The sequence below is a fragment of the Gynuella sunshinyii YC6258 genome (assembly GCF_000940805.1).
GTDB classification, from domain to species: Bacteria; Pseudomonadota; Gammaproteobacteria; order Pseudomonadales; family Natronospirillaceae; genus Gynuella; species Gynuella sunshinyii.
Genome location: NZ_CP007142.1, coordinates 169,848 through 183,489 on the forward strand (window position 1 = coordinate 169,848; position 13,642 = coordinate 183,489).

The 13,642-nt window shown below is 49.3% G+C and carries 15 protein-coding genes; 10 read left to right on the forward strand and 5 right to left on the reverse strand.

Translation table 11 applies throughout. The annotated features are described in order from the left end of the window. Nucleotides 1-468 precede the first annotated feature (468 nt). Both YC6258_RS00840 and YC6258_RS00845 read left to right on the forward strand, forming a co-directional pair. Nucleotides 469-687 carry a DUF6500 family protein gene (locus YC6258_RS00840; RefSeq protein WP_044615373.1) on the forward strand — a complete coding sequence of 73 codons (219 nt, stop codon included), beginning with the start codon at nucleotides 469-471 and terminating at the stop codon, nucleotides 685-687. Nucleotides 688-824: 137 nt separating this feature from the next. Next, nucleotides 825-1,361, forward strand: a complete 537-nt coding sequence (locus YC6258_RS00845) for a methylated-DNA--[protein]-cysteine S-methyltransferase (RefSeq protein ID WP_044615374.1) — start codon at nucleotides 825-827, stop codon at nucleotides 1,359-1,361. 110 nt (nucleotides 1,362-1,471) lie between these two features. Here the strand turns inward: YC6258_RS00845 and hisF are convergent, their stop codons facing one another. Genes hisF through hisB form a run of 4 tightly spaced genes read right to left on the reverse strand, consistent with a single transcriptional unit; the run spans nucleotide 1,472 to nucleotide 4,279 of the window. Beyond that, a complete protein-coding gene (gene hisF, locus YC6258_RS00850) occupies nucleotides 1,472-2,233 on the reverse strand; it encodes an imidazole glycerol phosphate synthase subunit HisF (RefSeq protein ID WP_044615375.1) in 762 nt (253 codons plus the stop codon). A gap of 2 nt (nucleotides 2,234-2,235) precedes the next feature. Then, a complete protein-coding gene (gene hisA, locus YC6258_RS00855; RefSeq protein ID WP_044615376.1) occupies nucleotides 2,236-2,976 on the reverse strand; it encodes a 1-(5-phosphoribosyl)-5-[(5-phosphoribosylamino)methylideneamino]imidazole-4-carboxamide isomerase in 741 nt (246 codons plus the stop codon). Between the two features lie 14 nt (nucleotides 2,977-2,990). Further along, nucleotides 2,991-3,638 (reverse strand): imidazole glycerol phosphate synthase subunit HisH, encoded by a 648-nt coding sequence (gene hisH, locus YC6258_RS00860; protein ID WP_044615377.1) that lies wholly within the window; start codon nucleotides 3,636-3,638, stop codon nucleotides 2,991-2,993. 50 nt (nucleotides 3,639-3,688) lie between these two features. Then, nucleotides 3,689-4,279 carry an imidazoleglycerol-phosphate dehydratase HisB gene (hisB, locus tag YC6258_RS00865; protein WP_044615378.1) on the reverse strand — a complete coding sequence of 197 codons (591 nt, stop codon included), beginning with the start codon at nucleotides 4,277-4,279 and terminating at the stop codon, nucleotides 3,689-3,691. A 249-nt stretch (nucleotides 4,280-4,528) separates the two neighbouring features. Here hisB and YC6258_RS00870 point away from each other — a divergent pair, with 249 nt between their 5' ends. The 8 genes from YC6258_RS00870 to YC6258_RS00905 all read left to right on the forward strand — a co-directional run bounded on the left by YC6258_RS00870 (nucleotide 4,529) and on the right by YC6258_RS00905 (nucleotide 13,018). Then, complete coding sequence (locus YC6258_RS00870) at nucleotides 4,529-4,972, forward strand: acetyl-CoA sensor PanZ family protein (RefSeq protein WP_082070499.1); 444 nt, start codon at nucleotides 4,529-4,531, stop codon at nucleotides 4,970-4,972. Nucleotides 4,973-5,221: 249 nt separating this feature from the next. Beyond that, nucleotides 5,222-6,295 carry a nitrogen regulation protein NR(II) gene (gene glnL, locus YC6258_RS00875; RefSeq protein ID WP_281176309.1) on the forward strand — a complete coding sequence of 358 codons (1,074 nt, stop codon included), beginning with the start codon at nucleotides 5,222-5,224 and terminating at the stop codon, nucleotides 6,293-6,295. Then, entirely contained in the window at nucleotides 6,292-7,719 is a 1,428-nt protein-coding gene (gene ntrC, locus YC6258_RS00880; RefSeq protein ID WP_044615379.1) for a nitrogen regulation protein NR(I), read from the forward strand. The genes glnL and ntrC overlap by 4 nt, the downstream gene beginning before the upstream one ends. After that, nucleotides 7,712-8,155 carry a GNAT family acetyltransferase gene (locus YC6258_RS00885; RefSeq protein ID WP_144407517.1) on the forward strand — a complete coding sequence of 148 codons (444 nt, stop codon included), beginning with the start codon at nucleotides 7,712-7,714 and terminating at the stop codon, nucleotides 8,153-8,155. The genes ntrC and YC6258_RS00885 overlap by 8 nt, the downstream gene beginning before the upstream one ends. A gap of 287 nt (nucleotides 8,156-8,442) precedes the next feature. Continuing rightward, nucleotides 8,443-9,651 carry an extracellular solute-binding protein gene (locus YC6258_RS00890; protein ID WP_044615381.1) on the forward strand — a complete coding sequence of 403 codons (1,209 nt, stop codon included), beginning with the start codon at nucleotides 8,443-8,445 and terminating at the stop codon, nucleotides 9,649-9,651. 311 nt (nucleotides 9,652-9,962) lie between these two features. Next, nucleotides 9,963-10,805, forward strand: coding sequence for a carbohydrate ABC transporter permease (locus YC6258_RS00895; RefSeq protein ID WP_245626998.1), 843 nt, complete (start codon nucleotides 9,963-9,965; stop codon nucleotides 10,803-10,805). Nucleotide 10,806: 1 nt separating this feature from the next. After that, nucleotides 10,807-11,661, forward strand: coding sequence for a carbohydrate ABC transporter permease (locus YC6258_RS00900; protein WP_052829969.1), 855 nt, complete (start codon nucleotides 10,807-10,809; stop codon nucleotides 11,659-11,661). Nucleotides 11,662-11,674: 13 nt separating this feature from the next. After that, nucleotides 11,675-13,018: a GH1 family beta-glucosidase gene (locus YC6258_RS00905; protein ID WP_044615383.1), complete on the forward strand. Its 1,344-nt coding sequence runs from the start codon at nucleotides 11,675-11,677 to the stop codon at nucleotides 13,016-13,018. An 87-nt stretch (nucleotides 13,019-13,105) separates the two neighbouring features. Here the strand turns inward: YC6258_RS00905 and YC6258_RS00910 are convergent, their stop codons facing one another. Beyond that, on the reverse strand, nucleotides 13,106-13,606 hold the full coding sequence (locus YC6258_RS00910; RefSeq protein ID WP_211264604.1) for a bacteriohemerythrin: 501 nt from the start codon (nucleotides 13,604-13,606) through the stop codon (nucleotides 13,106-13,108). Nucleotides 13,607-13,642: the final 36 nt, after the last annotated feature.

Genomic DNA, 13,642 nt, shown 5'->3' on the forward strand with positions numbered 1-13,642 from the left:
CGGAAGGATTATTAAAGCTAAAAAGTAAAATATAAGGGCGAGATTAGGGCGAGATCGTAGCGAAAAATTGAGTCTTATTGTGGCGATAAACATCAGCAACTCATTGATTTTAAAGGAAAAGATGGAGAATGTGTAATTTCGGCTGTAACTTGTAATCAGTAGGTCGCCAGTTCGATTCCGGCAGCCGGCACCACTTATTTAAAACCCTCGCAGACCAGTGTTTGCGGGGGTTTTGCGTTTCTGGGGGTGATGAAAAATCAAGCCGACGCAAAAGCCGGAAAATATCATAAGGGCGAGATCAAGGTCAGCCAGCTTTCAATCACTCAATCCAAAAACCTCCTCCCAAGCACTAACCCGATATCCCTGTCTGGACTGAACAACCTGCCGTTAATTACCAGTTGTACTTGCATGAAATCTGTGTAATTGATGACAGCGTTATGCAGTAACCCTAATTAAGAGAGACGGATTTTGCGGAAAGAACTTAGACAAAAAATCATCGAAGTGTGTGATCAGAAAGTCGAAAAAAAGGGACCAGATGTAGGACTATCCTTTTATGCTTTTTTTAAAAATAAAAACGATCAGCCCGAAGTCCTGATGGAGGCTGCCAAGTGGTGGATTGAAACTCATCAACTGGATCACTTCGAAAAAGCCAGCAAGATTAAAGCGATGGTCCAGGCAGGCAGCTGACCATTGAACACTCTCTCTGATCTGCAACAGCGTTTGATCGAACCACAAGCCAGCCGGCATTTGCCAAACCATGGACTCTTGCCGGATGATGAGGCAAACAGCGACATGACGATCAACCCCCTTCAAAGGAACAGATCATGATCATTTATAACGCTCTGGACACAATATTAGGCGAGGCATGGATCGCATGCAGCGATACTGGTATCTGTCTGTTGGAGTTTGCGGATCGTTATAGTGAGGCCTCGCAGATAAAACGTTTATCCAAACTGTTTAAACGAGAGGTGATCAAAGGTCATCATCCACTCATCAACGAGGCACAACAGCAGCTGGAACACTATTTTTCCGGTCATCGGAAAGTGTTTGATCTGCCACTTGATCTCGCAGGAACGGATTTTCAGCGCCGGGTCTGGGCGGCTCTGACTGCCATTCCGTATGGCGTGACCCGCAGTTATCTGGAACAGGCTCGCACGGTCAGTAACGATAAAGCCGTTCGTGCAGTCGCCAAGGCCAATGGTGATAATCCGGTCTCCATTATTGTGCCCTGTCATCGGGTGATTGGCAGTGATTGCAGTCTGACCGGTTATGGCGGTGGTTTGTGGCGGAAAAAAAGGTTGCTGGAGCTAGAGGGTTCGATCAGTGTCCAGGCCTCGCTATTTGATCAGGACCCGGCCTGAACATGGCGGACATGATTGGCTGATTCGTTATCAGAACAACCAGATCTTGCCGGACACAAAGAGTGAGTTTTCATGCTTCACTTTTTTGTCCGGCACCAGAGTCATTCCGCTTATAAGCGCATTTCGATACCAGCGGCAGCCATATGCTCCTTGGCCTGATGAATGGAATATTCTGCGAAGTGGAAAATACTCGCTGCCAATACGGCATCTGCCCCACCCTGCAGCACACCATCCACCAGATGATCCAGGTTGCCGACGCCACCGGATGCAATCAGAGGGATTTTAACCTGCTCAGTAATGCGACGATTAAGTTCGTTGTCAAAACCATTCTTGGTGCCATCGCGATCCATGCTGGTCAGCAGAATTTCACCGGCCCCAAACTGATCCATCTTGACCGCCCATTCAATCGCATCGATACCTGTGGCGTTGCGACCGCCGTGGGTGAAAATCTCCCAGCGTTCGTCATCCACTTTTTTGGCATCTATCGCAACCACAATACATTGTGCGCCGAATCGTTCTGATGCTGCGCGAACAAAGTCCGGATCCTTAACCGCAGCAGAGTTGATGGACACTTTATCCGCCCCGGCATTCAACATGTTGCGGATATCATCGAGCGTTCGAATTCCTCCTCCAACCGTCAACGGAATGAAGACTTCACCGGCAATGGCTTTCACGGTTTCGATCATGGTATCGCGGCCCTCATGAGTCGCCGTGATATCAAGCATGGTAATTTCATCCGCACCTTCAGCATTGTAACGGCGCGCCACTTCCACCGGGTCTCCGGCATCTCGGATATCGACAAAGTTGACCCCTTTGACCACCCGGCCATTATCGACATCCAGACATGGAATAATTCTTTTTGCCAGTGCCATACTCAGTTACCTGCCTGTTGATCACAATACTGTTGAGCCTCAGCGACATCCAGCGAGCCTTCGTAAATTGCCCGGCCGGTAATCGCACCACAAATGCCGCGCCCCGCCACCGTTACCAAGCGTCTGATGTCATCCATATTGGTAACACCACCAGAGGCGATGACCGGAATACCCCCGGCCTCAGCCACTTCCACGGTGGCCTCAACGTTGACGCCCTGCATCATGCCGTCACGGCTGATATCGGTGTAGACAATGGCACTGACGCCATTACTGGCAAACTGCCTGGCCAGATCGGTCGCCTTGACAGTCGATACATCATCCCAGCCTTCTGTCGCCACCATGCCGTTTTTGGCATCGATCCCGACAATGATATGACCGGCAAAACGAGCACAGGCCTGTTGGACAAATTCAGGCTGCTTGACCGCCTGTGTGCCAATGATGCAGTAACTCACACCGGCAGCAAGATATTGTTCAATGGTATCCAGAGAGCGGATGCCGCCACCGATCTGAATCGGCAAATCCGGATATTTACGGGCAATCGCGGTTACCACCTCAGCATGGACCGGCTTGCCTTCAAAGGCACCATTCAGATCCACCAGATGTAATCGTCGACAGCCAGCCTCAACCCAACGGCTGGCCATGGCCACCGGATCATCACCAAATACCGTGGAGTCATCCATCCGCCCCTGTTTGAGGCGGACACATTTTCCATCTTTTAAATCTATTGCGGGAATAATCAGCATAATGGTTCCTGAAATTAGAGAGTGCCGTCCCAGGCCAGAAAATTACTTAGCAGTTGCAAGCCGGCAGTGGACGATTTTTCCGGGTGAAACTGTGTGGCAGCGATGTTATCGCGGAAGATTACGGCATCGAACGGCAGGCCGTAATTGCATGTACCGGCCACTTCGTTTTCATCATCACATTCAACATAGTAACTATGGACGAAATAAAAACGGCTGCCATCGGCGATATTGTTCCATAACGGGTGCGGCTCGCGCTGGAACACATTGTTCCATCCCATATGTGGAACCTTCAGGGCCTGACCGTTTTCATCGAATATTTCACCAAAGTGGTGGACTTGCCCGGCGAAGAATCCCAGACAATCAACTCCACCGTTTTCATCGGAATGGTCCATGAACGTCTGCATACCAATACATATCCCCAGAACGGGTTTGTTCTTCATGGCTTCAGCGATAACCTGACCCAGCTCCAGCCGCAGAATCTCACCGACACAGTCGCGAATCGCACCGACACCTGGAACGATGACATGATCACAGCTCAAAATGGTCCTGGCATCGCTGGTGACCACTACTTTCGTTTCGGGGCTCACATGCTGCAGCGCTTTGGCGGCAGAGTGCAGGTTCCCCATGCCGTAATCAATCACGGCAACGGACTTGGATGTCATATTTGAATTCCAATATTGGTTAATATTTGAACAGAACTGTAAACTATTATTTACAATGAACCCTTGGTCGATGGAATCATACCCTGCATCCGAGGGTCCATCTCGACAGCCATACGCAAGGCTCTGCCAAAAGCTTTGAATATGGTTTCGGCCTGATGGTGAGCATTCACTCCGCGGAGACAATCGATATGCAATGTCACGCCAGCATGATTCACAAAGCCCTGAAAAAACTCATAGAACAACTGAGTATCAAATCCGCCAATACTGGCACGGGTAAAATCGACGTGCATTTCCAGACCGGGACGACCCGAAAAATCTATCACAACCCGGGACAGGGCTTCGTCCAGCGGGACATAGGCATGGCCATAACGACGAATACCCTTCTTATCACCGACAGCCTTTGCCACGGCTTGCCCAAGGGTAATACCGGTATCTTCGGCGCTATGATGATCATCAATATGGTGATCTCCCTTACAAACGATATCCAGATCGACCAGACCATGGCGGGCTATCTGATCCATCATATGCTCAAGAAAGGGCATTCCGGTATCAAACCGGGAAGTTCCGGTACCGTCCAGATTTAAACTCACTGAGACTTGGGTTTCTGCGGTATTTCTGTCTACCTGGGCACTTCGGGGCATATATATAGGGCCTTTGGATGAGGGAGATGTCATGAGGCTGAAATTATAGCGGCTCATGCTAAGGGCTGAAAGCAGACTTATTTTATCGCCGGCTACTGGATTAGCCGCAGGTTATTCTATACTGTTTGCTGACTTTGTTGAGGAGGGATGCATGAATTATGGCTGCAATGATGCAGCACAATAAACGGTCTGGGATTATCAACCAGACTATGTCATAAAATAATTCGGAAACAACATAGGAATGCCATCATGACTATGCCAAGTCCCGTAATGAGCTTTCAGGTTGAGGTGATCGACTCTCCCTCAGCTGAAGACAGATCAGATCTCATCAAGATTTACAACGATGCTCCACAACGGATTTTAGATACCCTGACCCCGGAACAGCTGGTTGATCATCTGCTGTCAGCCAGAGGTTACACATTGTATGCAGCGAGATATAACGGCCGACTACTGGGAGCTGCTGTTTTGCACCCGTGGACCAAAGGGCTGAGGATGCGTTATCTGGTGGTAAGAAAAGTATCCCGTCGTAAAGGTGTTGCCATAGAGTTGCTGAACCATGTCAGGGCTCTGGCCGATATGCCGATTTATATCGACATGCCACAAAACACCGCCACTGATTTACTGTTTGACAAAGCAGGCTTCACCAAACTCAATGCAGAGGAAGGCAGGGCGTTCTGGCGCCTGGACGTCTAACTTCCTGATTTCACATCCCTCCTCATTCGACCTGGTTGTATTCATCGAGCAATCCAGCCGCTGTTCGCTGCGATGATTCAGGTCGATTCTTCAGTCAACGTTGCCCAAAGACCCAAAACGGTCCATATTAAAATCTTATCGCACCACAATAATGCACAATTCAGCTCAGGCGGTTGCTTCGTGGTGCACCGTTTTTGGTCTGGATATTGCTCGAAACCCCAAATGGCGTGAAATGATGGACCCGATAAAGTGACTGACCCAAAAAAGTTTTTCTCTGCACTGGTGGAACAACAGTGCACTGCGATAGTGCTGATGGACGAAGCACACCACATCTGTTATCTCAATAACTCGGCCGAGTTACTGTTTGCCCGCTCAGACTCGCGTGCTCAGGGGTTACATATCACGGATCTGTTTCAATCAGACTCCACACTGCCTGAGTTTACTTCGCTCGATAACCCCAATAGCTCCCTGACCCAACGCGAAGCCCGCTGGACACTCGGTAATGAACGCGGCGTTATTACCGTCGACTACATGATGCAGCGTATTCAGATTGAAGGAACCCCCTACATTCTGCTGGAAGTACAACATATCGACCGCCTGAAAAAGATTTCCCGGGATGAGGAGTTCTTCGCCAAGCAGGAAACTACCCGGCATCTGGTACGTGGTGTAGCGCACGAAATCAAAAATCCACTAGGGGGAATACGGGGGGCAGCCCAGCTATTGGCACGAGAGTTGCCGGATGAGTCCCTGACTGATTATACCAACGTGATCATAGAAGAAGCGGACCGGTTGAGGAATCTGGTCGACAGGATGCTGGGTTCAAGCAAGATTTTGCGGCCTCAGAAAACCAATATTCATGAAGTTCTGGAGCGCATATGTCAGCTCACTCGTGCAGAAACCCATAATGGGGTTTTACTCGAACGGGACTACGACCCCAGTGTGCCGGACCTGGACGCCGATTCCGAACAGTTGATCCAGGCCATATTGAATATTGTCGGAAATGCGGTACAGGCACTAACGGAAGCCCGAATTACTGACCCGACCATTATTATTCGAACCCGGATCGCCCGACGCTTCACCATAGGACAAAAATGTTATCGCCTGGTATGCCGTATCGATGTGGAAGACAACGGCCCCGGAATTCCGGAGGAAATTGCTGAAAATATTTTTTATCCAATGATCAGTGGACGAGCTGGCGGAACCGGACTGGGACTGTCAATCGCCCAACAGATCATCAGCCAACATAACGGGATTATTGAATGCCAAAGCAGACCCGGAGAGACACGCTTCACCATATATTTGCCCTTGGGAGACCATGAATGAATTCTGCCAGCCGAGTATGGATCGTTGACGACGATCGCTCTATCCGTTGGGTACTTGAACGAGCCCTGGAAAAAGAACACATAGACTGTCGGAGTTTTACAGACGGCGAAAGCCTGCTGAGCCTGCTGTCACGGGAAGCCCCGGATGCCATTATCAGCGACATCAGAATGGAAGGTATTGATGGCCTGAAGCTGATGGACCGCATCCATGAACACCACCCGGACATGCCGGTCATCATCATTACCGCGCATTCGGACCTGGACAGCGCAGTCGCTTCATTCCAGGGCGGCGCGTTTGAATACCTGCCCAAACCATTCGATGTTGACGAAGCCGTCGTTCTGGCAAAACGTGCCATCGAACATTCCAAAGAACACCGGGCACAATCGACCCAAACCAGTAAGGAGCCGGATACTGAAATCATCGGTGCCGCTCCTGCCATGCAGGAGGTCTTTCGTGCCATTGGCCGCCTGAGCCATTCCAATATCACAGTGCTCATCAATGGCGAATCAGGTACCGGTAAGGAACTTGTCGCCCATGCGCTGCACAACCACAGCCCTCGCAGAGAGCACCCATTTATCGCCCTGAACATGGCGGCCATTCCAAAGGATTTGATTGAATCCGAACTGTTCGGGCACGAGAAAGGTGCATTTACCGGAGCCGCCACCCAGCGTCAGGGACGCTTTGAACAGGCCAACGGCGGAACGCTGTTTCTGGACGAAATCGGTGATATGCCGATGGAAACCCAGACCCGATTGCTGCGGGTGCTAGCTGACGGTGAGTTCTACCGGGTTGGCGGTCACACCGCAGTAAAAGTGGATGTTCGTATTATCGCCGCCACGCACCAGAATCTCGAAAACCTGGTCAAAGACGGTAAGTTTCGTGAAGATCTGTTCCATCGCCTGAACGTCATCAGAGTACATCTGCCTAAACTGGCGGACCGTCGCGAAGATATTCCCAAGTTGCTGGAACACTTTCTCAAACGTGCCGCCAAAGAGCTGAACGTGGAAGCCAAAGTACTGCGCCAGGATGCCATGGACTTTCTGTCAGCACTGCCCTGGCCAGGAAATGTCCGCCAACTGGAGAATACCTGTCGCTGGATAACCGTCATGGCCAGTGGCCGCGAGGTGCATGTTTCTGATCTGCCACCGGAATTACTGGAAGGGGATGACCGGCATTCGACCTCGGCAGACTGGGAGCAATCGCTGCGCAACTGGGCTGACGCTGAGTTGGCCAGAGGCGCTAAAGGCATACTGGATATGGCCGTCCCCAGGTTTGAACAGGTCATGATCGAAACAGCCCTTAAGCACACGGCCGGGCGAAAACGCGACGCTTCCATTCTGTTGGGCTGGGGTCGAAATACCCTCACCCGGAAAATCAAGGAACTGGGACTGGAAAGTGGTCAGGATGATGACGACGATGAATAACTGGCAGATTCGCCCGTTTTCGCCTGAAGATACCGATCAGGTGGTTCATTTATGGCAGCGTTGTGGTTTGCTTGTGTCCTGGAATAACCCCTGGCAGGACATCGAACGGAAAGTCAGCCACAGCCCGGAATTATTTCTGGTAGCTGTCAATGACCAGCATGAGCTGATCGCCAGCATTATGATCGGTTACGACGGTCATCGCGCCAATATCAACTATCTGGCTGTATCGCCAGATCTTCAGGGTCAGGGACTGGGGAAAAAGCTGATGGCCGTCGCCGAACAAAAGCTGATCGCACTCGGCTGTCCCAAAATCAACCTGTTTGTCCGGGCCACTAACACCAAAGTGCTGGATTTTTATGATCGTCAGGACTTTCACCGTGAAACGTCCGCAGCACTCGGAAAACGGCTGATCGAGGATGACCCGTATACTGTCTGATTGAACAGCTCCCCATTGAGCAGGTTGTTGATTTTCCTAAGTACCGCGAATCCTGCGTTAAAAATCAGCAACCTGTCAGGGAGTTTTTTCTAACCCCCAAAGTTCTGTGATCTCTACCTAAAAACAGCCTTCTTTTGTGTTTGATCAATATCTTTCTTATAGAAATTATTGACACACCAGCGGACAATTCCTTACCTTTCTGTAAACGGTTACATGCAAAAACACAACAATATGAAACTGTCTCTCGAAATCTAACATCAAAAAAATAAAAATCAGGAGAAAACGGTATGAAAACTCACGTAAAAGCCGGAGTGGCGGCATTGTCATTAGTTGCAGCCTCTGCTTTTGCAGCAGATATCAGGTTCGATCTTTATCCGGACTATGATACCCAGATAAATGCCATCAAAGATGGCTTGCCCCAACATAACATTACCGTGCTGAAGAATAATCACGGAGACCATCACAACAAACTCAAAACCAACCTGGCCACGGGTGCGGGCGCAGGTGATGTAGTATTGATTGACGTTGGTTTCGTCGGCTCATTTATCAATTCCGGTGGTTTTGTTGATCTGACCGATCGCTATAAGGACATTGCCGGAAATTATGCCCACTATGCCGTTGAAGCCGGCAAAGGCAGCGATGGCAAGCAGTATGCCATCCCGGTAGACCTTGGCCCGGGTGTTATGTATTACCGCCGCGACTACATGGAAGATATGGGCTTTGACATTAATGAAGTCATGACCGACTGGGATACATATTTGGCGTATGGTGCCAAACTCAAAGAAAAAGACATTCTGTTGATCGGCAATGCCAAAGCCGTCGCCAACGCCTATTATCGTTTCAATACCAACGCTGGCGAAGGTCTTTACTTTGATGCCAATGGTAAATCGCTGGTCACCTCTGAGCGTTTTGTCAAAGCATTTGAAATCGCCAAAGCGATTCGCGACGGCGGTATGGACGGGAATATCAGTGAATGGACCGAAGACTGGTACGCCAGTTTTCGTGATGGCAAATTCGCAACCCAAATGTCCGGAGCCTGGCTGCTGGGCCACCTGAAAAACTGGATTGCGCCTGATACTGCCGGCAAATGGGGAGTTTCCAACCTGCCTGCCGGTATTTATGGCACCTGGGGCGGCTCATATCTGGCGATACCCAAACAGTCCAAAAATCCTGATGCCGCCTGGGATCTGATCAGTTACATGGTGTCAAAAGACATCCAATTGGCCGGATTCAAAAACATCGCAGCGTTTCCGGCTCATACCGGTACTTATGATGATCCCTCCTTCAGCGAATCCATCGATTTTCTGCGTGGCCAGAAAGCACGCCTGATGTTTGCGGAAATCGCTCGCAATATCACCCCCGTCACTCCCATGAAGGGCGACCTGATCGCCGAAGACCTTATAGAGAAGGCGCTGGATGACGTACTGAACGACGGTGCGGATATTCAGAAAACTCTAAAAGGCGTAGAACAGCAGTTGAAACGAAGAGTGCGTTAAGCCATAACCATTGCACTCTCAGCCGGGCCGGCATTGTCGTCCGGTCCGGCTGACTCAACTTCAGGCGAGTTACTCTGTCGCCTGGCTTTTTCAACAACCTCCCTAAACGAAATACTGTTAGAGGTTATCTACAACTGTAAGCGAGTATTGTTATGGACAGTACCCCCATATCATCCGGACAACACATCCCGCGACAAAAGACTGCTCAGCGCCGGGGTCCAAGACGTATTTTGAACAGACTAACCCCATACGGCTTTCTGTCTCCTTATCTCATCATTTATGGGGTTTTTGGTGTTTTTCCGGTTTTTTTCATGGTGTATCTCTCTTTTCACACCTGGAATCCGGTTGAAGGGCTGAGTTCGATGCAGTTTGTCGGTTTCGAAAACTATGCCCTGTCACTGACCGATCCAACTTTATGGCAGACGCTCTGGAACACGCTGGTTATGGCGGTCCTGTCCGGTGTACCTCAGCATCTTATTGCTCTGCCACTAGCCTATTTTCTGATCATGATGGCGGCCCGCATGCGCCACTGGCTGACAACTGCTTATTTTTTGCCCTACATCACCTCGACAGTATCCGTGTCGATGATTTTTTATGTCATGTTCTCCAAAGACAGCGGAATTATTAATGCCATTCTGGCGTATCTTGCCGATGCCGGTTGGAGCAGCTGGTTGTTCGGAGGACTCAGCAGCGTTCTGCCACTTGGTTGGGTTCAGGAAAACGGCCTCATCCGCTATTCCGTATCGTTTGTGGTCTGGTGGAAATATGTGGGTTTTAATACCGTGATCTATACCGCTGGTCTGGCCACGATCAATCACGACCTCTACGAAGCCGCCACCATCGATGGAGCCAACTCCTGGCAACGCTTCCGTCACATCTCACTGCCACTGCTGAAACCTTTTATCTTTTTTGGTGTCACTCTGACAATCATCGGCAACATGAACCTGTTTGATGAACCTTACGTACTGACAGTCGGCGGTCAGTTTGCCCAGACTGCAGGGAAAACCATCTCAAACTACCTGTATCAGATTGCCTGGGAATGGCTCGATATGGGCAGCGCTGCTGCGGTTTCGTGGATTTTATTTATTATCATCGGCATTTTTACCAGTGTTTACTTCTGGTTCTTTGGCCGTCAAGGATTAGGGGGAGAATAATATGACGCACGCTCAGGCAACTTTTATCGTCAATCTCTACCATAAAGCGGGCAAAGGTATTCGTAACGTTATCCTGCTGCTGTTCGTATTGATCACGATCTTTCCATTTATCTGGTCGGCCATTCTCGCTACCCATGACAGAACCACCATGTTCAGTGGCGGCATCGACTTTAACATTGGAGACAAACTGACGCAGAACTATCAGGACCTGCTGAAGATCATGGATTTCTGGAGCGGGATGGCGAACAGTTTCTCCATCGCATTTGTCGGTACTGCAGTGTCTCTGGTCTTTTGTTCTATGGCCGGTTATGCGCTGGCAACATTCAAGTTCAAGGGCAAAAATGCAATTTTTGGCATCATGATCGCGTCGATGATGATTCCGCCCGTGTTAACACTTATTCCTTATTATATGGTGATTTCCACATTGGGCCTGGCCAACACGCATCTCGCTGTCTGGCTGCCTTTTACCATTAATCCATTCGGTATCTTTCTGATCCGCCAATATGTGGTTGCATCCGTACCGAAGGATTTACTTGAAGCATCCAAACTGGATGGCGCGAGTGAACTTCGTATCTATTGGAACATTGTTTTACCGCTACTAAGGCCCGGCCTGGCCACACTGGCCATCGTTCAGTTTGTATTTCTCTGGAATAACTTCCTGCAGCCACTGGTGGTATTAAACAGCCCGGATAAAATGGTTATCACACAAATGCTCCGCAGTGTTCAAGGTGTCCCTAATACGCCCTGGGGCGCAGTCATGCTTGGTACAACTATTTCCATTCTACCGTTGATCGCCCTGTATATGTTTGCCAGTCGCCAGATGATCTCTGGCCTGACCAGCGGCGCAGTAAAATAACAAGAGAATCGACATGTCATTTGAATTACCTCATAACAGTTCTTTAACCAAACCGGGATTCATTTACGGTGTTGCTACCGCTGCGTTTCAGATAGAAGGAGCCAATACCGCAGATGGTCGTTGCGAATCCATCTGGGATCGGTTCTGTGCCACCCCCGGCAAAGTCCTGAACGGCGATGACGGCAGTATTGCCTGTGATCACTATCACCGCCTGGAGCAGGACCTGGATCTGATCCAATCTTTGGGAGTGGATGCTTATCGCTTCTCGGTCGCCTGGCCCCGGATCGAACCGGCACCTGATCAATGGAACGAAGCAGGATTTGAGTTTTATGAACGATTAATCGATGGTCTCATCACCCGCGGTATCAAACCATATCTGACACTTTACCACTGGGATCTGCCACAGTACCTGGAAGATAAAGGAGGCTGGATCAACCGGGAAACCGCTTACCGGTTTGTTCGCTACGCAGAAAAAATTACCGAACGCTTTGGCAACAAAGTCGTTTCCTACTGCACTTTCAACGAGCCACTTTGCACGGCATTTGTGGGTTATCGCTGGGGGATACATGCGCCAGGATATGCCGATCACAAACTTGGTTATCAGGCTGCCCATCATGTTCTGCTGGCTCATGGACTGGCACTGCCTTATATGCGGAAAAATGCCCCGGAAGCAGAACATGGTATTGTGCTGAATTTCACGCCTGCATATCCATACCAGGATACAGCCGCCGACATAGAAGCCGTCGAATATTCTGATGACGCAGATGGCTTCTGGTTCCTGCACCCACTGATGACCGCCGAATACCCTGCCAGGGTGGTTCAACAGGATGCGGTTTTTATGCCCGTAATTTTACCTGGCGACCTGGAAATTATTGCCCGTCCAATCGATTTTCTCGGCATTAACTATTACTCCCGCAAGGTTGTTAAAGCGAATGCCCAGGGCCTGCCAGAGCAGGTTCATAATGAGCACCCCAAAACAGATATCGGCTGGGAAATTTATCCCGACGGACTAACACATTTGACCCAGAAAATGACCCGTCGTTATGCCAGACTACCGCCGCTTCTCATCACTGAAAACGGCGCCGCCGACAACACCGAACCGGAAAACGGCGAGATCAACGATACCATGCGCGTCCATTACTATCGGCAACACCTGCTGGCAGTACACAACGCTGTTGAAAGTGGTGTGGATATTCGAGGTTACTTCGCCTGGAGTCTGATGGATAACTTCGAATGGGCCTATGGTTATTCGATGCGTTTTGGAATTGTCCACGTGGATTATCAAAGCCAACAACGTACCCTGAAGAAATCCGGACAAAGCTGGCAACATTTTTTACGACAAAGGATAGCCAAATAAACGGATATTTTCCGTTTTTACAATACAAAAAAATCCGATACACCAGGAGCATATCGGATTTTTTATGGTGAGAACTAATTTAATTTGCTATTTGAATACTGAATGCCAAAGTCTGCCAACAATAGATTTTTTATTGTCGGTGGTCGCTACTGCTCCCTTGCTTAAGAAAAATGGAGCATACAATTGATCTTCGTTCATAATGTGCTTGGTTAGCCACATCCGCAAAAAGTGCAGTAACTCAAATGAAATGGAACGGTTACCATTGCGCAGTTTTTCCTGCAGAGCCTTTACTTCGTTGATTAATTCTTCATGATGTTGCTTATGTTCATCTGCTTCCGGGTAACCCAGAATCCGCATCAGGCTCTCTTCAACGGCAAAATGAATTTTGGTGTAATCAATCAACTCACCCAGGATATTTTCAGCTACTTCTTTACCCTGATGCTCATACATGGCCGTATGCAGTCTGTTTAATATAGACACGAGCAACCGATGTTGATCATCGATTTCCTGAATACCGACAGCAAGTTCATCAGTCCATTCAATCAGGGTGCTCGGTCGAGACATGGTTTTTAAAGCTTCCGTGGTCATGATAAGTCCAACCTATTTATCCAAATTATTATTGTT